The sequence below is a fragment of the Kitasatospora sp. NBC_00458 genome (genome assembly GCF_036013975.1).
Taxonomy (GTDB): domain Bacteria; phylum Actinomycetota; class Actinomycetes; order Streptomycetales; family Streptomycetaceae; genus Kitasatospora.
In genome coordinates this window covers 2,624,127-2,641,248 of sequence record NZ_CP107904.1, presented here as the reverse complement: position 1 = coordinate 2,641,248, position 17,122 = coordinate 2,624,127, and the positions used below count along the sequence as shown (strand labels likewise).

The window sequence follows — 17,122 nt, the reverse complement described above, 5'->3', positions numbered from 1 at the left end:
AGCGAGCCGTCGCCTGATGCACAAGACCTTGATCGTCACCAACGACTTCCCGCCCAGGCCCGGCGGCATCCAGGCCTTCGTCCACAACATGGCCGTCCGTCAGCCCGCAGGGAGCGTGGTCGTCTACGCCTCCACCTGGCGGGACGGCGGCGAGGTGGCCCGGTTCGACGCCGAGCAGCCGTTCCCGGTGATCCGGGACCGGACGAAGGTGATGGTTCCCACACCCCGGGTCACCCGGCGGGCCGCCGGGATCCTCCGCGCCGAGGGCTGCGACTCGGTCTGGTTCGGGGCCGCGGCCCCGCTCGGACTGATGGCCCCCGCGCTGCGCCGGGCCGGGGCGGGCCGGCTGCTCGGCATGACCCACGGCCACGAGGCCGCCTGGGCCCAGCTCCCGGCCGCCCGGCAGCTGCTGCGCCGGATCGGCGCGGGCACCGACACCCTCACCTACCTCGGCGAGTACACCCGTTCCCGGATCGCGGGCGCGGTCGGGCCGGCGGCGGCCGCGCGGATGGTGCAGCTGCCGCCCGGCGTGGACGAGCGGACCTTCCACCCGGACTCCGGCGGCGCCGCGGTGCGCGAACGGCTCGGCCTGGCGGACCGGCCGGTGGTGGTCTGCGTCTCCCGGCTGGTGCCGCGCAAGGGCCAGGACACCCTGATCGAGGCGATGCCGCAGATCCTCGCCGACGTGCCGGACGCCGTCCTGCTGATCGTCGGCGGCGGCCCGTACCGGGCGGAGCTGGAGAAGCTGGTGGACGCCCGGGGCGTGCGCCCCTCGGTGCGCTTCACCGGCTCGGTGCCGTGGGAGGAGCTGCCCGCCCACTACGGCGCCGGGGACGTCTTCGCCATGCCCTGCCGCACCCGGCGCGGCGGGCTGGACGTGGAGGGCCTCGGCATCGTCTACCTGGAGGCCTCGGCGACCGGCCTGCCGGTGGTGGCCGGAGACTCCGGCGGCGCACCGGACGCGGTGCTGGAGGGCGAGACCGGGTACGTCGTGCAGGGCGGCTCGCCCGCCGCGGCGGCCGAGCGGATCGTCCGGCTGCTGCAGGACGAGGAGCTGCGCCGGCGGATGGGCGAGGCCGGCCGGCGCTGGGTGGACCGTTCCTGGCGCTGGGACCTGCTCGCCGGGCGGCTGACCTCGCTGCTGGCGGGCTGACGCGGACGGCCCGCCCCCGTCCAGGGGGCGGGCCGCACCGGCCCGGACACGGCGCCCGGCGTCCGGCGGACTACCGCTGGTAGATCGCCTCGACGTCGGCCGCGAAGTCCTTCAGCACGACGTTCCGCTTGAGCTTCAGCGAGGGCGTCAGATGGCCGCTCTCCTCGGAGAGGACGGTGTCCAGCAGGCGGAACTTCTTCACCGCCTCGGCGTGCGAGACGGCCGCGTTGCCGTCGTCCACCGCGGACTGCAGGGCGGCCAGCAGGTCCGGGTCCTCGCGCAGTTCGGCGACCGTGGCGGTGGCCGGCTTGCCGTTCAGCTCCTTCCAGCGGGGGAAGAAGTCCTCGTCCACGGTGAGCAGGCAGGCGACGAAGGGCTTGCGGTCGCCGACCACCATGACCTCGCCGACCAGCGCGTGCGCCCGGATGCGGTCCTCGATCACCGCCGGGGCGACGTTCTTGCCGCCCGCGGTGACGATGATCTCCTTCTTGCGGCCGGTGATGGTGAGGTAGCCCTCGTCGTCCAGCGAGCCGATGTCGCCGGTCGAGATCCAGCCGTCCTTCAGGGTCTCGGCGGTGGCCTGCGGGTTGTTCCAGTAGCCGGTGAACACCTGCGGGCCCTTGAACAGCACCTCGCCGTCCTCGGCGATCCGCACCGCGGAGCCGGGCAGCGGCTGGCCGACCGTGCCGATCTTCGGCTTGTCCCACGGGTTGAAGGCGGTGGCCGCGCAGGTCTCGGTCAGGCCGTAGCCCTCCAGCACCGTGAAGCCGATGCCCCGGTAGAAGTGGCCGAGCCGCTCGCCGAGCGGGGCGCCGCCGGAGATCGCGTGGGTCGCCCGGCCGCCGAGCGCGGCCCGCAGCTTGCTGTAGACCAGCTTGTCGAAGACCGCGTGCTTGAGCTTGAGCAGCAGCCCGGCGCCGCCGGCGTCCAGCGCCCGGCTGTACGCGATCGCGGTGTCCGCCGCCTTGTCGAAGATCTTGCCCTTGCCGTCGGCCTGGGCCTTGGCGCGCGCCGTGTTGTACACCTTCTCGAAGACCCGCGGGACGCCCAGGATCAGGGTCGGCCGGAAGGAGGCCAGCTCGGCGGTGACGTCCTTGATGTCGGACACGTGGCCGAGCTTGATCGGGGCCATCGCCGGGGCGATCTCCGCGATCCGGGCCAGCACGTGCGCGAGCGGCAGGAAGAGCAGGACGGAGCTCTCGCCGGTGCGGAACAGCGGGGCGAGGCGCTCGACCACGTTGCCGCACTCGGCCAGGAAGTTGGCGTGGGTCAGCTGACAGCCCTTCGGGCGGCCGGTGGTGCCCGAGGTGTAGACGATGGTGGCGACCGAGTCGGCGGTGGCCACCGAGCGGCGCTCGGTGACGGTCGCGTCGGCCACCCCGCGGCCGGCCTCGGCCAGCGCGGCGAGCGCACCGTCCTCGATCTGCCAGGTGTGCTCCAGCTCCGGCAGCCGATCGCGGACCTCCTCGACCACCGCGGCGTGCGCGGCGGTCTCGGCGAGGACGGCGACCGCCCCGGAGTCGCCGAGGATCCACTCGACCTGCTCGGGGGAGGAGGTCTCGTACACCGGCACGGTGATCGCGCCGGCGGTCCAGATCGCGAAGTCCAGCAGCGTCCACTCGTACCGGGTGCGGGACATCAGGCCCACCCGGTCGCCCGGCCGGATGCCGGCGGCGATCAGGCCCTTGGCGGCTGCGTGCACCTCGACCAGGAACTGGGCGGCGGTCAACTCCTGCCACTGGCCGTCCACCTTGCGGCTGAGCACCACGACGTCGGGGTGCCGCTCGGCGTTCTGGTGCACGAGGTCGGAGAGGTTACCGCCGCTCGGTACCTGGTAGAGGGCCGGAAGGCTGAAGTCGAGCAAGACTGCTCCTCGTTCGCGACGCTGCGGGACGGCAGGACGTTACTGCCCGGTAGGCAGCTTCGACCAGGGGGGTCGGCTCCGGTGTTCGAAGTGTCACACCTTGACCCGTCCGACCAGGTCGGGACCGGGTCGTTCGAATGGCACCCTACGGCAGCCCCGGGGTGACCAGCCGGTAGCCACCGGACGGGCCCGGGACCGGCGGCGCCGCCCTCTCCCCGCGGGGCGGACCGCGGGCGGCGGAGATCACCGTTCGCGATAGCCTGCTCCGGGCGCACCCGACCGAGCAGGCTCGGCCGGGACGGCAGCAAGGGACGACGCGGAGGGCCATTCCATGGCGGAGCACACCAGGTCGAGCATCACCATCGACGCGACCCCGGCGGCGGTCATGGCCGTGATCGCCGACTTCGCCGCCTACCCGGCCTGGACCGGTGAGGTCAAGGAGATCGAGGTCCTGGAGACCGCGGAGAACGGCCGCGCCGCACAGGTCCGCCTGCTGCTCGACGCCGGCGCCATCCGTGACGAGCACGTCCTCGCCTACACCTGGGACGGCGACCGCGAGGTCGGCTGGACGCTGGTGCGCAGCCAGATGCTCCGCTCGCTGGACGGCTCCTACACGCTGGCCCCGCTCGGCGCCGACCGCACCGAGGTCACCTACCAGCTCGCCGTCGACGTCAAGATCCCGATGCTCGGCATGATCAAGCGCAAGGCCGAGAAGGTCATCATCGACCGTGCCCTGGCCGGCCTGAAGAAGCGGGTCGAGGACACCGGCACCACCAAGACCGTCGAGGGCTGACGGCCGGCGAACGGGGGCAGTACGGCATGACGGCGACACGCACCATCCTGGTCAGCGGTGACACCGGGGCGCCCGAGGTGGCCGCCGCCACCGCCCTGCACGCCGCCCGGCAGGGCGGGCGCACCCTGCTGCTGGCCGCCGACGACCCGCACCGGACCCTGGACGCCGTCCTCGGTGCCCGGCTGGAGCCCCGGCCGGCGCCCTACGCGCCCGGTCTCACCGTCGCCCGGATCGACGAGCAGGCGGCCTTCCGGCACGCCCTCGACGAGATCGGCGGCCGCCTCAAGCCCGCCCTGGACCTGCTCGGCGCCGACCCGCTCGACCCGGAGGAGCTCACCGCCCTCCCCGGCACCGCCCGGCTGGCGCTGCTGCGCGCCCTGCCCGCCGCCGACGCGGACGTGCTGGTCGTGCTCGCCCCGCCGCCCGCCGACCTGATCGCCACCCTCGCCCTGCCCGAGCAGCTGGAGCGCTACCTGGCCCGGATCGCCCCCGAGCAGCGCCAGGCCGCCCGGGCGCTGCGCCCGCTGCTGGCCGGTCTCGCCGGGGTGCCGATGCCCGCCGACTGGCTGTACGAGGCCCGCTCGAAGGCGGCCGGCGCGCTCGCCGAGGCGCGCGCCGCGATCTCCGCGCCCGGCACCACGGTGCGCCTGGTCACCGCGGCCGACGCCCACCCCTTCGCCGGGCTGCGCCGGATCAGGGCCGGGCTGGCCCTGCACGGCCACCGGCCGGACGCCGTGGTGGTGCACGGCGCGCTGCCGGACGCCGCCGTCGACTCGCCCGATCCGTGGCTGGCCGGGCTGGCCCGCCGCCGCCGGGAGGAGCTGGCCGGGCTGGCCGACTCCTCGGACGGCGTGCCGGTGCTGACCACCGGGCTCGCCGAGGCCACCCTGGAGGCCGTCGCGGACCGCCTCTACGGCGCGGGCCCCGGCCCCGAGCCCCGCCCGGCCGAGCCGTGGACCGTGGAGGACCGGCTGGCGGCGGAGGGCCTGCTGGTCTGGCACCTCGCGCTGCCCGGTGCCGAGCGCGCGGACCTGGACCTCGTCCGGCGCGGTGACGAACTGGTGGTCGGCCTCGGCGCCCACCGGCGGGTGCTCACCCTCCCCTCGGCGCTGCGCCGCTGCACCGTCGCCGGCGCGGGCCTGCACGACGGGGCGCTCGCCGTCCGGTTCGCGCCGGATCCGGCGCTCTGGCCCCGGGCCTGAGGCCGGTCGGGTCGCACCCGGTGGTCGGGTAGCGTCGGGGCCGGTGGCCGCGGGTGCGGCCACAGCTGTTGAGGAGGCGCCAGCGATGACCACCACCGACCGGACCGGATCCACCCCCGGGCAGGACGGCTCCGGGCAGGACGGTCCGGGGCAGGACGGCCCGCAGGCGCACCCCTTCGGGCCGGAACTGGGCCCGCTGGTGGACGAGGTCCGCCGGCTCGCCACCGCCGTCGGCGGGAAGGCGCAGGAGGCGAGCGCCGAGACCCTGATCTCGCTGGCCGGTCTGGCCGACCGCGTGCGCGAGAAGCAGCCCGAGGTGTACGGCCACCTCGCCGCCGCCGGCACCGGGCTGGCCGCCGCCGGGGCCGAACTGCTGGCCGCCTACCGGGCCGCGGTGGCCGGCCACGAGCACCGCTGGACCGCGGGCGAGCCGGCCCGCAGCGAGCGCGTCGACCTCGACGGGGCCGACGAGCCCGGCACCCCCGGTGCCCCCGCCGCGCCCGGACGGTCGGACGCCCCCGGGCAGCCCGGCACGCCCGAGTAGCCCTTCGCACCCGAGTGGCCCCGCGCTCTCGCGGGAGGCGCCGCCCCCGGTGGCGCCCCGTCGCCGGGGCCGGCCCGACACGCCTGGACGCCTGAGGGGGCGTCCGACAAGCTGTGAACCCCCGATCCCGCCCGGGTCATTTCGCGGCTTCATCCTGTGACGACACCGGTGAAAATGTACGACTTTTGAAGGAGTCCGGCCGGGTTGGGTGCCCATTGTCTTCGGTTAATGTATGCGACGGTGTGTACGGGGGCAGGGTTGGGCGGTAGCGTTCCGTCCAGCGGGAACGAGTGAATAGCTGAGGGACACATGGCTCTGACCATCGGCGTCGACGTCGGCGGGACCAAGATCGCGGCAGGCGTGGTCGACGAGGCCGGCGAGATCCTGGCCCGGACCAGGGTGCCGACCCCGGCCGACCCGCAGTGGGCGGTCGACGCCATCGCGCAGGCCGTGCGCGAGCTCAAGGAGCAGTACCCCGACGTGGTCGCGGCCGGCGTCGGCGCCCCCGGCTTCGTGGACCGCGACCGTTCCACGGTGATCTTCGCCCCCAACATCGACTGGGAGGACGAGCCGCTGCGCGGCCGGATCGAGGAGCTCGCCGGCCTGCCCACGGTCGTCGAGAACGACGCCAACTGCGCCGCCTGGGCCGAGTACCGCTACGGTGCGGCCGCCGGGCACTCCGACATGGTGCTGATCACCGTCGGCACCGGCATCGGCGGCGGACTCGTGCTGGACGGCCGGCTCCACCGCGGCCGGTTCGGCGTGGCCGGCGAGATCGGCCACCTCAACATGGTCCCGGACGGCCTGCCCTGCGGCTGCGGCGGCCGGGGGTGCTGGGAGCAGTACGGGTCCGGCCGGGCGCTGCGCCGCTACGGCCGGGAGAAGTCCGCCGCCGACCCGGTCCGCGGCAAGCGGATGCTGGAGCTCAACGACGGCGTCGCCGAGACCATCCGCGGCATCCACATCACCGAGGCGGCCGAGGAGGGCGACCCGCTCGCCCTGGAGTGCTACGCCGAGCTGGCCGACTGGCTGGGCCGGGGGATGGCCGACCTCGCCGCGCTCTTCGACCCCGGCGTGTTCGTGCTCGGCGGCGGCGTCTCCGACTCCGGCCGGCTGCTGCTCGACCCCGTCGCCAAGGCCTTCGAGCACTACCTGACCGGCGGGGTGCACCGCCCGCGCGCCGAGGTGGTGCTCGCCTCGACGGGCTCGGCGGCCGGCATCGCCGGCGCGGCCGACCTGGCCCGCACGGTCTGACCCCGCACGGTCCGACCCCGCTCGTCCGCGCACGGCGGCGGCCCGCCCGGGCCGCCGCCGTGTTCGCGCCTCCCCGGCCGGCGTCCTGACGTACGGTCGTCCCGACGACACCCCAGGGGAGGACCGCCATGACCACCGGACCGGCCGACCTGCCGCCGCCCGGGCCGCGCCGGCTGCGGCTGCTCAGCTACAACGTCCGCTCGCTGCGGGACGACCGGCACGCCCTCGTCCGGGTGATCCGGGCCTGCGCGCCGGACGTCCTCTGCGTCCAGGAGTCGCCCCGCTACTGGCGGCCGGAGGGACAGGCCGCCTGGCTGGCCCGGGGGACCGGGACCGTGGTCCTCAGCGGCGGCGGCCGGACCGCCGCGGGTCCACTGCTGCTCGGCCGGCCCGGCGTCGCCGTGCTGGCCGTGCACGACCGGCTGCTGCCGAAGACCCGCGGACTCCACGCGCGCGGCTTCGCCACCGCGCTGCTGCGGGTCGCCGGTGCGGCGCCGTTCACCGTGACCAGCTGCCACCTCAGCCTCGACGCGGACGAGCGGTACGGGCAGTTCGAGCTGCTGCCCGAGCAGCTCCGGTACGCCGGGGCCGGGGTCGTGGCGGGCGACTTCAACGAGCACCCGGACGGGCCGGGCTGGCGGATGCTGGCCGGCCGGCTGCAGGACGGGCACGTGGTCGCGCCCTGGGGCGGCGAGATGACGTCCGTCCCCGACAACCCCTACCAGCGGCTCGACGCGGTCTTCGCCACCCCCGGCGTCCGGGTGCTGGCCTGCGGCGTCCCGCACGGGCTGCCCGGCGTCACCGGGGAGGACCTGCGGGCCGCGACCGACCACCTGCCGGTGCTCGCCGTCCTGGAGCTGCCGGCCGGCTGACGCCGGGTCGGCGGCCCGGTCACTGCCGGGTCGCCGCCAGGTCGGCCGGGCCGCCACTCGCTCCGGTCGACCGCCCCGCCCCGGCCGACCCGGCATCGGCCGGGCAGCGGTCGGTCGGATCAGACGACCGCGCCGCCGTGCGGGTCCTCGGGCTCGTCCTCGTCCTGCTCCCTCATCCGGACCACCAGGGTCGCGAAGCCGCCCAGGAAGGCGGCCACCCCGACCCAGGCCGGCCAGCCGGAGACCTCGCGCCAGACCACCGCGTCGAAGAGCAGCAGCGCCGGGCCGCCGAGCACGGCGAGCCAGGCGAACTTGGAGGTGGTGTCGGCCGCGGGCAGCGGCGGCGGCTCCGGCGGGACGAAGTGGTCCTCGTCGCTCCCCTCGGCCAGTTCGAAGTCGCGCGGGCCCGACCCGGCGGCCGGCATCACCGGCTGCGTGGACCGGGGGCGCGGCTGGGGCGCGAGATCGGCGAGGTCACCGGGCTCGGCCGGGCCGCCGCCGTCCTTGAAGCCGCCCTTGAGCTCGCCGCGCGCCCGGAGGTTCTCGATCTCCGGCCAGTTCGGGTTGTTGAGGTCGACGGGGTCGTCGAACTGCGCGACCAGCGCCGCGAAGATCTCGTCCTGCTCGGCCTGGCTCCGCTCGGGCGCGCGCCGCACCCGGGGCGGCTCGGCGGTCCCGGCGCCGCGGCCCTCCCCGGTACGGGCGCCGGCCTCCTCGCCGGTGCCCGTCGGCTCGCCGTCCGCCTTCCGGGCGTCCGCCTTCCCGCCGCCGGCCTGCTCACCGCCCGGCCGCGTGCCGCCGGTGGTCGCGCCGTCCTCGCGGGGTGCCTCGTCCTCGCCGCCCGCCGTGCTGCTCTCGTGCACTTCCGGCCCTTCAGCCTTGGTGATCGTCGGATTCCACCCGGGTGACGCCCGCCGCTTGCGCGGGAGCCAGCCGTCGGATGAAGTCCAGGCTGGCCGCGAATATTTCCGCCGCGTCGTGGTCCAGCGTCGCGACGTGGAAACTGCGCTGGCACAGCCGCTCCGTCACGTCGGTCGAGGATATCCGGGCCAGCACCAGTTCGGAGTTGGCCGGCGAGACCACGTGGTCCTGCGGACTGCGGAAGAGCAGCACCGGCTGGGTCACCTCGGGCAGCCGCCGCTGGACGTCCTTCCAGAGCAGGCTCAGCGACCAGGCGGCGTGCAGCGGCGTCCGGTCGTAGGCCAGCTCGACGGCGCCGGGCCGGGCGATGTCGTCGGCCACCCCGGGCAGGCTCGGGACCAGGTGCCGCAGCACCGGCAGAAGCACACTCGCGGGGTTGTCCGACCGCACCGACGGGTTGACCACGACCACCCCGGAGACCAGCGGCCCGTGCACCGCCGCCAGTCGCAGCGCCAGCCCGCCGCCCATCGAGAGGCCGAGGACGAAGACCTGCCCGCACTCCGCGGCCAGCGCCAGCAGCTCCCGCTCGACCTCGGCGTACCAGTCCTCCCAGCGGGTCTGCTGCATGTCCTCCCAGCGGGTGCCGTGCCCCGGCAGCAGCGGGAGCGCGACGGTGTACCCGGCGGCGGCCAGCTCGTCGGCCCACGGGCGGAGCGACTGCGGCGAGCCGGTGAACCCGTGGCAGAGCAGGACGCCCACCGGCCCGCCCTCGTGGCGGAACGGTTCGGCGCCGGGCAGCAGCGGCATGGCGGGCTCCTTCGCGGGCGGGGACGCTGGAGTGGTGACACCGGCCCGCTCCGGCTGCGCGCTGTGACGCGCACCGGGACGGAGGCTGCGGAAACCGCATCGTCCCACGGGCCCGCCCGCGCCGTACACCCCCGCCGGACACCCCGCCGGGGCGGGGCGGGGCACGGGCGGGCACCGAAGGGCATTAGGATCGACCGGTCCGCAATACAGGAGGCCCGGGTTGTTCTACCGACTGATGAAGATGATCGTCGCGCCACTGCTTCGGATCTTCTTCCGGCCGTGGATCGAGGGTGAGGAGAACATCCCCACCGAGGGTGCCGCGATCATCGCGAGCAACCACCTCTCCTTCTCGGACTCCTTCTTCTTCCCCGCGCTGATCAAGCGCCGGGTGACCTTCATCGCGAAGGCCGAGTACTTCACCACCCCGGGCCTCAAGGGCCGGCTGACCGCGGCGTTCTTCAAGGGCGTCGGCCAGCTCCCGGTGGACCGTTCGGGCGTGCGCGGCGCGGGCGAGGCGGCGATCCGCTCCGCGATCGCGGTGCTCGACCGCGGCGAGCTGTTCGGCGTCTACCCGGAGGGCACGCGCTCGCCCGACGGCAAGCTCTACCGCGGCAAGGTCGGCGGTCTGGCCCGCGTCGCGCTGGCCACCGGTGCGCCGGTCATCCCGGTCGCGATGATCGACACCGAGAAGGTCCAGCCGCCCGGCCAGGTGGTCCCGAACTTCGGCATCCGCCCGGGCATCAGGATCGGCCGCCCGCTCGACTTCTCCCGCTACCACGGGATGGAGAACGACCGGTTCATCCTCCGTTCGGTGACGGACGAGGTGATGTACGAGATCATGCGGCTCTCCGGCCAGGAGTACGTGGACGTCTACGCGACCGCCGCCAAGCGGCAGATCGCCGACGACAAGAAGCGCGCCGACGCCGAGCGCAAGGCCGTCCAGAAGGCCGAACAGGCCGCCGCCAAGGCCGAGAAGGCCGAAGCGGAGAAGGCGGAGAAGGCGGCCGAGGCGGAGAAGGCCGAGGCCGACAGGGCCATCGGGCAGGACAAGGCCACCGGGCAGGACCAGCAGGACAAGGGGACCGGGCCGGCCTGAACAGGGCACCGGCCGGGCGTCGGGGGAGGACGGCGGGGATGACGGACGGCGGCAGAACCGGGGCGGTCGGCGGAGCGGTCGCGGCGGGCGGCATGTCCGTCGAGCTGCCGCTCTGGCGGGCCATCTCCCTCTTCCGGGTCCTGGCGCTCGGCTACGCGCTGCTCCGGTACGCCGACTCCTACCTGGAGTTCCTGCACCCGGTCGCCGGCTGGATCTACCTCGGCGCGCTGACGCTCTGGACACTGGCCTCCACCCGCGCCTTCTCCGGCCCGCAGCGCTGCACCTGGTACGTGCTCGGCACCGACCTGACGCTCGTCGTCACCGGCATCGTGATGAGCGGGCTGACCGACGCGCCCTCCCGGATCGCCCACGGTGCGCCCACCCTGCCGACCATCTGGGCGGCCGGCACGGTGCTCGGCTTCGCCGGCCGGGGCGGCTGGCGCTGGGCCGCGGCGGCCGGGTCGGTGATCGGGGTGGCCAACATCCTCGGCCACGGCGGCCCGACCGGCGACAACATCCACAACATCGTGCTGCTCATGGTGGCCGGCTGTGCGATCGGCTACGTCATAGAGCTGGCCCGGGCCAGCGAGGCGACCCTCACCAGGGCGCTCCAGGTCGAGGCGGCCACCCGGGAGCGCGAGCGGCTCTCCCGGGACATCCACGACGGCGTGCTCCAGGTGCTCGCCCTGGTCCAGCGGCGGGGCTCCGAGCGGGGCTCCGAACAGCCGGGCGGGGGAGCGGACTTCGCCGAGCTGGGCCGGCTGGCCGGCGAACAGGAGCGCGCCCTGCGCGCGCTGATGAGCGGCGGCCCGCTGCCCGCCCAGCGCGAGCCGGAGGAGCCGCAGGACCTCCGCGCCCTGCTCGGCCCGTACGCGGACGAGCGGGTGACGCTGTCCGCGCCCGGCACGCCGGTGCTGCTGCCCGCCCCGGCCGCCGGAGAGCTCGCCGCCGCCGTCGGGGCCGCCGTGGACAACGTCCGCCGGCACGCCGGAGCGGAGGCCCGGGCCTGGATCCTGGTCGAGGACGAGCCGGAGGCCGTCACCGTGTCGATCCGGGACGACGGCCCGGGGTTCGCGCCCGGCCGGCTCGGTGAGGCGGAGCGGGCGGGGCGGCTCGGGGTCTCCCAGTCGATCCGCGGCCGGCTGCTGGACCTCGGGGGCACGGCCGAGCTGTACTCGTCCCCCGGGGAGGGCGTCGAGGTGGAGCTCCGCGTCCCGCGGAGCGTCCCGCACGGAGCCCGGCACACCGCCCGGCTCGACGCCCCGTGAAACGTCCCCCACGACCTTCTGTGAAAGGGTGCCGGCCATGACCGACCAGCCGACCGACCAGCAGCCGGCCGACCGCCCGGTGCGGGTCATGGTGGTGGACGACCACCCGATGTGGCGCGACGCCGTCTCCCGCGACCTCGGCGAGGCCGGGCTGGACGTGGTGGCCACCGCCGGTGACGGCGAGGAGGCCGTCCGCCGGGCCCGCGCCTGCTCCCCGCAGGTGGTGGTGCTCGACCTCAACCTGCCGGGGCTCTCCGGCGCCGAGGTCTGCCGCCAGGTGGTCGCGCAGGACCCGTCCGTGCGGGTCCTGGTGCTCTCCGCGAGCGGCGAGCACCAGGACGTGCTGGAGGCGGTGAAGTCCGGTGCGACCGGCTACCTGGTCAAGTCGGCGGGGCGGGACGAGCTGCTGGACGCGGTGCGCCGCACCGCCGTCGGCGACGCGGTCTTCACCCCGGGGCTGGCCGGGCTGGTGCTCGGGGAGTTCCGCCGGCTGGCCGCCGAGCCGGCCGCCCCGACCGCGCCCGCGGTCCCGCAGCTGACCGCCCGGGAGACCGAGGTGCTGCGGCTGGTCGCCAAGGGCCTGTCCTACCGGCAGATCGCCGACCGGCTGGTGCTCTCCCACCGCACGGTGCAGAACCACGTCCAGAACACCCTCGGCAAGCTCCAGCTGCACAACCGGGTCGAGCTGGTCCGGTACGCGATCGAGCAGGGGCTGGACGACGAGATCTGAGCGGGGCCGACCCGGGCGGGGCGGGCGTCCGGGCCCGGGAGCCGGGCGGGGGCGCGGCTCGGCGCCCGCCCGCCCGGGGACTCCTCAGCGGTGGACGGCCGCGGCCTCCCGCAGCAGCCCGGCGACGATCTCCACGCCCTCGCGGGTGAGCACCGACTCCGGGTGGAACTGCAGCCCGGCGAAGCCCGGCCCGCGCAGCGCGTGCACGTCCCCGGACAGCGGGTCACGGGAGACCTCCACGCCCTCCGCGGCCAGCCGGTCGGCGTCCTCCGCCGTGCAACGGGCGGTGAAGGTGTTGTAGAAGCCGACCGTCCGCCTGGTCCCGAAGAGGTCGACGGTCTCCTGCGCCCCCTGGTAGGGGACGGCCTTGCGGGCCAGCGGCAGGCCGAGCGCGGCCGACAGCAGCTGGTGGCTGAGGCAGACGGCGAGCAGCGGCGCGGTCCGCCGGCCGGTCCGGACGGCGTCCAGCGCGTCGGTGACGATCGGTCGCAGCACGGCCATCTTGGGATCGTCGGCGGCCGCCGGGTCGCCCGGGCCGGGGCCGAGCACCAGCGGACCGGGGTGGGCGGCGACCCGCGCGCGCAGGCCCGGCTCGTCGTACCGGACCACGGTGACCCGGTGGCCGAGCGAGGTCAGCAGGTGGGCGAGCATGGACGTGAAGGTGTCCTCGCCGTCGACCACCAGGGTCTCCAGCTCCTCCGTGGCCGTGGCCGGCCGCTGCATCCGCAGCCAGAACGGGGCCAGGCCGGCGCGCCGGGCGTCCAGCGCGGCCTGGACGCGGTGGTCGTCGCCGAGCCGCGGACCGGTCGGGCCCGGGCGCCGGCCGGTGGCCGGGCGGGCGCCGATCGCGGTGAGCACCCCGGCGGCCTTGGCGTGCGTCTCGGCGACCTCGGAGTCGGGGTCGGAGTGTCGGACGAGGGTGGCGCCCACCCGGACGGCGAGGCGGCCGGTGGCCGGGTCGACGTCGGCGGCGCGGATGCAGATCGGCGAGTCGAGCAGCTGGCCGCCGCTGGCGGAGCGGCCGATCAGGGCGAGCGCGCCGGAGTAGTAGCCGCGCCCGGAGCGCTCGTACCGGCGGATCACCCGGGTGGCGTTCTGGACCGGGCTGCCGGTGACGGTGGCGGCGAACATGGTCTCCCTGAGCACCTCGCGGACGTCGAGCGAGGTGCGGCCGCGCAGCTCGTACTCGGTGTGCGCGAGGTGGGACATCTCCTTGAGCCGCGGGCCGAGCACCTGGCCGCCGAGGTCGCCGACGGTGCACATCATCTTGAGCTCCTCGTCGACCACCATGGTCAGCTCCTCCAGCTCCTTGGCGTCGTGGAGGAAGGCGAGCAGCGAGTCGAGGTCGGCGCCGGCGGCCGGGTAGCGGTAGGTGCCGGAGATCGGGTTCATCACGACCGTCCCGCCGCTCTGCCGGACGTGCACCTCGGGCGAGGCGCCGACCAGCACGCGGTCGCCGGTGTGCACCAGGAAGGTCCAGTAGGCGCCGCGCTCCTGCTCCAGCAGACGGCGGAAGAGGGTGAGCGCGAGGGCGGGGGAGCAGCCCTCGCCGGCGGTCCCGCCGGAGGCCTCCAGCGTCGCGGTGAAGTCGCGCCGGATGACGAAGTTGGCGCCCTCGCCGCGTCCGATCTCGTCCTCGATCACCCGGCGGACGATCGCGGCGTACTCGTCGTCGTCGATGTCGAAGGCGCCGCCGGTGAGGGTGAAGGGCACCCGGGGGAGGGCGGCGGCGAGGTCCGCCAGCGGTACGGCGTGCTGCTCGGTGACCGAGAGGGCCTGGAGCGGGGTGTCGTCGTCGTGCGCCTCGAAGCCGCGTTCGCGGATCTGCCGGTAGGGGACGAGCGCGAGCAGGTCGTGGACGGGGCCGTCGGCGGGGACGCCGTGGCGGACCGGCAGGTCGGCCAGCCGGTCGTACCGGCCGACGGTGCCGAGCAGGATCTCGACGGTGTCCGGAGCCGTGCGGGGGGTGCGGCGGTGCAGCAGGGCGAAGGCCGGTGCGTCGGGGCCGGTGAGGCGGGCGAGCAGGTCGGCGGCGCTGGTCACGGTGCGGCGTTCCTTCCGGGTCGGTTGCGGTGCTGGAATCCGCTCCCGGGAGGGCCGTCTGCTGTGACGCCGACGGCCGCCCCGGGGGGCGGCCGTCGTGTTCGTCTAGGAACGCGCGATGCGTGGGCCACCCGTGGGGTCGGCCCACCACCAGGAGGAGGTGCGCGGTGCGTTCACGGGGTCGAGCGTAGCCGATGGGGCGGGCGGCAGGGGGAGGAGGGGCACCGGGAATTTGTCCGCCGGACGTCTCACCCATCGGGCGGTGGTCACAAAACGGTCGTCGTACCCCGTAGCCTTGCCGTGTGACCGTGACGACTGAGACATCCCGGATTGGCCACTCCTGGCAGTCCCTGCCCGCGGCGCAGCAGCCTGAATGGCCGGACCAAGAGGCTCTGCGCAAGACCCTTGCCGAGCTCGCCTCGTATCCGCCGCTCGTCTTCGCCGGCGAGTGCGACCAGCTGCGCGCCCGGCTCGCCGCCGTGGCCCGCGGTGAGGCGTTCCTGCTGCAGGGCGGCGACTGTGCCGAGGCCTTCGACGGCGTCTCGGCCGAGCACATCCGCAACAAGCTCAAGACGCTGCTCCAGATGGCGGCCGTGCTGACGTACGCGGCCTCCGTCCCGGTGGTGAAGGTCGGCCGGATCGCCGGCCAGTACTCCAAGCCGCGCTCCAAGTCGACCGAGACCCGCGACGGCGTGACCCTGCCGGTCTACCGCGGCGACTCGGTGAACGGCTTCGAGTTCACCCCGGAGTCCCGGATCCCGGACCCGGAGCGCCTGAAGCGGATGTACAACGCCTCCGCGGCGACGCTCAACCTGGTGCGCGCCTTCACCACCGGCGGCTACGCGGACCTGCGCCAGGTGCACGCCTGGAACCAGGACTTCGTGCGCAACTCGCCGGCCGGTCAGCGGTACGAGCAGCTGGCCCGCGAGATCGACAACGCGCTGGCCTTCATGAACGCCTGCGGCGTGGCGCCGGAGGAGTTCAAGACCGTCGAGTTCTTCTCCTCGCACGAGGCGCTGATCCTCGACTACGAGACCGCGATGACCCGGGTGGACTCCCGCACCGGCGACCTGTACGACGTGTCCGGCCACATGGTCTGGATCGGCGAGCGGACCCGCCAGCTGGACCACGCGCACATCGAGTTCGCGTCGAAGGTCCGCAACCCGATCGGTGTGAAGCTCGGCCCGACCACCTCGGTCGACGAGGCGCTCACCCTGATCGAGCGGCTCGACCCGGAGCGCGAGCCCGGCCGGCTCACCTTCATCACCCGGATGGGTGCGGGCAAGGTCCGCGACCACCTGCCCACCCTGGTGGAGAAGGTCACCGCCTCCGGCGCCCAGCCGGTCTGGATCTGCGACCCGATGCACGGCAACACCTTCGAGGCGTCCAGCGGACACAAGACCCGCCGCTTCGACGACGTGCTCGACGAGGTCAAGGGCTTCTTCGAGGTGCACCGCGCGCTCGGCACCCACCCGGGCGGCATCCACGTGGAGCTGACCGGCGACGACGTCACCGAGTGCGTCGGCGGCGGCGACGAGGTGCTGGTCGACGACCTGCACCAGCGCTACGAGACGGCCTGCGACCCGCGGCTCAACCGCAGCCAGTCGCTGGACCTGGCGTTCCTCGTGGCCGAGATGTACCGCGGCGGCAACTGAGCGTACGCCCCGGGCCGCCGTCGTGCGGCGAGCGGGCGGGTGATGTGACGAAAGCCCCTCCGGATTCGGTGTTCCCGAACCCGGAGGGGCTTTTTCGCACCCCGATCGCCGGGTAAGGTGAGGCTTAGTGAGCTAAGGCATGCCTTAGTCAAGATCCACTCCGCTTCACCCCCGGGAGAGACCGCGATGTACGTGTGCATGTGCCATGCGGTCACCGAGGCCCAGGTGAAGAAGGAGATCGACGCCGGCGCCAACACGCCGCGCCAGATCGCCAAGGGCTGCAAGGCCGGCACCGACTGCGGCTCCTGCGTCCGCCGGATCCAGGCCCTGCTGGGCGAGCACGGTGCACGCCCCTGCCCCACCGCCCGGCTCGCGGCCAAGCTGGGGCTGGCCGACCCGGAGGCCCCCGACGGCGAGCCCGGGGCCGCCCCGGTGGGTCCGCTGGCGCCGCTGCGCGCGGCCTGAAGCGGGACTCAGGACTCCGGCTGCTCGATCAGCTGGGCGAGGTAGAGCGCCTCCCCGAGCTTCTCCAGTAGTTCGAGCTGGGTGTCGAGGTAGTCGATGTGGTGCTCCTCGTCCGCCAGGATGGACTCGAAGATGTTGGCCGAGGTGACGTCGTTCTTGGCGCGCATCACCACGATCCCGCGCTTCAGCCGGTCGATCGCCTCGACTTCGACCTGGCGGTCGGCCTCGAACATCTCCTTGACGGTCTGGCCGATCCGGACGTGGAAGAGCCGCTGGTAGTTGGGCAGGCCGTCCAGGAAGAGGATCCGGTCGGTGAGGACCTCGGCGTGCTTCATCTCGTCGAAGGACTCGTGGCGGGTGTACTTCGCGAGCTTGGTCCAGCCGAAGTTCTCCTGCATCTTGGCGTGCAGGAAGTACTGGTTGATTGCGGTCAGCTCGGCGGTGAGCTGCTCGTTGAGGAACTCGATGACTTCTGCGTCGCCCTTCATGGCGCTGCCTTCCTGCTGTGCGTCCGG

Annotated in this window: 16 protein-coding genes; 11 read left to right on the top strand and 5 right to left on the bottom strand. The window is 74.4% G+C overall.

Annotation, left to right across the window (positions count from 1 at the left end):
• Positions 1-16: 16 nt before the first annotated feature.
• Complete coding sequence (locus tag OG550_RS10365) at positions 17-1,153, top strand: glycosyltransferase family 4 protein (protein WP_327676399.1); 1,137 nt, start codon at positions 17-19, stop codon at positions 1,151-1,153.
• Between the two features lie 70 nt (positions 1,154-1,223).
• On the opposite strand, the gene OG550_RS10360 is transcribed toward OG550_RS10365, so the two are convergent.
• Positions 1,224-3,017, bottom strand: a complete 1,794-nt coding sequence (locus OG550_RS10360; protein ID WP_327676398.1) for an AMP-dependent synthetase/ligase — start codon at positions 3,015-3,017, stop codon at positions 1,224-1,226.
• Positions 3,018-3,348: 331 nt separating this feature from the next.
• Between OG550_RS10360 and OG550_RS10355 the strand changes: the two genes are divergently transcribed.
• The 5 genes from OG550_RS10355 (at position 3,349) to OG550_RS10335 (ending at position 7,682) form a co-directional block, all read left to right on the top strand.
• Positions 3,349-3,810, top strand: a complete 462-nt coding sequence (locus tag OG550_RS10355) for an SRPBCC family protein (RefSeq protein ID WP_327676397.1) — start codon at positions 3,349-3,351, stop codon at positions 3,808-3,810.
• Between the two features lie 26 nt (positions 3,811-3,836).
• Positions 3,837-5,012, top strand: coding sequence for an ArsA family ATPase (locus OG550_RS10350; RefSeq protein ID WP_327676396.1), 1,176 nt, complete (start codon positions 3,837-3,839; stop codon positions 5,010-5,012).
• An 85-nt stretch (positions 5,013-5,097) separates the two neighbouring features.
• A complete protein-coding gene (locus tag OG550_RS10345) occupies positions 5,098-5,556 on the top strand; it encodes a DUF5304 family protein (RefSeq protein WP_327676395.1) in 459 nt (152 codons plus the stop codon).
• A gap of 309 nt (positions 5,557-5,865) precedes the next feature.
• On the top strand, positions 5,866-6,810 hold the full coding sequence (locus tag OG550_RS10340; protein ID WP_327676394.1) for an ROK family glucokinase: 945 nt from the start codon (positions 5,866-5,868) through the stop codon (positions 6,808-6,810).
• A gap of 128 nt (positions 6,811-6,938) precedes the next feature.
• Entirely contained in the window at positions 6,939-7,682 is a 744-nt protein-coding gene (locus tag OG550_RS10335) for an endonuclease/exonuclease/phosphatase family protein (protein WP_327676393.1), read from the top strand.
• A gap of 119 nt (positions 7,683-7,801) precedes the next feature.
• Here OG550_RS10335 and OG550_RS10330 read toward each other — a convergent pair whose 3' ends face one another.
• Positions 7,802-8,545: a hypothetical protein gene (locus OG550_RS10330; RefSeq protein WP_327676392.1), complete on the bottom strand. Its 744-nt coding sequence runs from the start codon at positions 8,543-8,545 to the stop codon at positions 7,802-7,804.
• Positions 8,546-8,555: 10 nt separating this feature from the next.
• The gene (locus OG550_RS10325) at positions 8,556-9,350 is read right to left on the bottom strand and encodes an alpha/beta hydrolase (protein ID WP_327676391.1); all 795 of its coding nucleotides are present in this window, start codon (positions 9,348-9,350) and stop codon (positions 8,556-8,558) included.
• A 235-nt stretch (positions 9,351-9,585) separates the two neighbouring features.
• Here OG550_RS10325 and OG550_RS10320 point away from each other — a divergent pair, with 235 nt between their 5' ends.
• The 3 genes from OG550_RS10320 to OG550_RS10310 are packed head-to-tail and all read left to right on the top strand — an operon-like array spanning position 9,586 to position 12,444.
• Positions 9,586-10,446: a lysophospholipid acyltransferase family protein gene (locus OG550_RS10320; RefSeq protein WP_327683798.1), complete on the top strand. Its 861-nt coding sequence runs from the start codon at positions 9,586-9,588 to the stop codon at positions 10,444-10,446.
• Positions 10,447-10,484: 38 nt separating this feature from the next.
• A complete protein-coding gene (gene macS / locus OG550_RS10315) occupies positions 10,485-11,714 on the top strand; it encodes a MacS family sensor histidine kinase (protein WP_327676390.1) in 1,230 nt (409 codons plus the stop codon).
• 37 nt (positions 11,715-11,751) lie between these two features.
• Positions 11,752-12,444 (top strand): response regulator transcription factor, encoded by a 693-nt coding sequence (locus OG550_RS10310; RefSeq protein ID WP_327676389.1) that lies wholly within the window; start codon positions 11,752-11,754, stop codon positions 12,442-12,444.
• An 84-nt stretch (positions 12,445-12,528) separates the two neighbouring features.
• Here OG550_RS10310 and OG550_RS10305 read toward each other — a convergent pair whose 3' ends face one another.
• Positions 12,529-14,487 carry an anthranilate synthase family protein gene (locus OG550_RS10305; RefSeq protein WP_327676388.1) on the bottom strand — a complete coding sequence of 653 codons (1,959 nt, stop codon included), beginning with the start codon at positions 14,485-14,487 and terminating at the stop codon, positions 12,529-12,531.
• A 302-nt stretch (positions 14,488-14,789) separates the two neighbouring features.
• On the opposite strand from OG550_RS10305, the gene OG550_RS10300 reads away from it, so the two are divergent.
• Together OG550_RS10300 and OG550_RS10295 are read left to right on the top strand one after the other, a co-directional pair.
• Positions 14,790-16,142, top strand: a complete 1,353-nt coding sequence (locus tag OG550_RS10300; protein WP_327676387.1) for a class II 3-deoxy-7-phosphoheptulonate synthase — start codon at positions 14,790-14,792, stop codon at positions 16,140-16,142.
• A gap of 186 nt (positions 16,143-16,328) precedes the next feature.
• On the top strand, positions 16,329-16,607 hold the full coding sequence (locus OG550_RS10295; protein ID WP_327676386.1) for a (2Fe-2S)-binding protein: 279 nt from the start codon (positions 16,329-16,331) through the stop codon (positions 16,605-16,607).
• 8 nt (positions 16,608-16,615) lie between these two features.
• Here OG550_RS10295 and bfr read toward each other — a convergent pair whose 3' ends face one another.
• Complete coding sequence (bfr, locus tag OG550_RS10290; protein ID WP_327676385.1) at positions 16,616-17,095, bottom strand: bacterioferritin; 480 nt, start codon at positions 17,093-17,095, stop codon at positions 16,616-16,618.
• Between the last annotated feature and the right edge of the window lie 27 nt (positions 17,096-17,122).

What these genes read in the sequence shown, in the direction of transcription:
- OG550_RS10365 (WP_327676399.1), top strand. Translation starts at nt 17, where the DNA reads ATGCACAAGACCTTGATCGTCACCAACGACTTCCCGCCCAGGCCCGGC.
- OG550_RS10355 (WP_327676397.1), top strand. Translation starts at nt 3,349, where the DNA reads ATGGCGGAGCACACCAGGTCGAGCATCACCATCGACGCGACCCCGGCG.
- OG550_RS10350 (WP_327676396.1), top strand. Translation starts at nt 3,837, where the DNA reads ATGACGGCGACACGCACCATCCTGGTCAGCGGTGACACCGGGGCGCCC.
- OG550_RS10345 (WP_327676395.1), top strand. Translation starts at nt 5,098, where the DNA reads ATGACCACCACCGACCGGACCGGATCCACCCCCGGGCAGGACGGCTCC.
- OG550_RS10340 (WP_327676394.1), top strand. Translation starts at nt 5,866, where the DNA reads ATGGCTCTGACCATCGGCGTCGACGTCGGCGGGACCAAGATCGCGGCA.
- OG550_RS10335 (WP_327676393.1), top strand. Translation starts at nt 6,939, where the DNA reads ATGACCACCGGACCGGCCGACCTGCCGCCGCCCGGGCCGCGCCGGCTG.
- OG550_RS10325 (WP_327676391.1), bottom strand. Translation starts at nt 9,350, where the DNA reads ATGCCGCTGCTGCCCGGCGCCGAACCGTTCCGCCACGAGGGCGGGCCG.
- OG550_RS10320 (WP_327683798.1), top strand. Translation starts at nt 9,586, where the DNA reads ATGAAGATGATCGTCGCGCCACTGCTTCGGATCTTCTTCCGGCCGTGG.
- macS (WP_327676390.1), top strand. Translation starts at nt 10,485, where the DNA reads ATGACGGACGGCGGCAGAACCGGGGCGGTCGGCGGAGCGGTCGCGGCG.
- OG550_RS10310 (WP_327676389.1), top strand. Translation starts at nt 11,752, where the DNA reads ATGACCGACCAGCCGACCGACCAGCAGCCGGCCGACCGCCCGGTGCGG.
- OG550_RS10295 (WP_327676386.1), top strand. Translation starts at nt 16,329, where the DNA reads ATGTACGTGTGCATGTGCCATGCGGTCACCGAGGCCCAGGTGAAGAAG.
- bfr (WP_327676385.1), bottom strand. Translation starts at nt 17,095, where the DNA reads ATGAAGGGCGACGCAGAAGTCATCGAGTTCCTCAACGAGCAGCTCACC.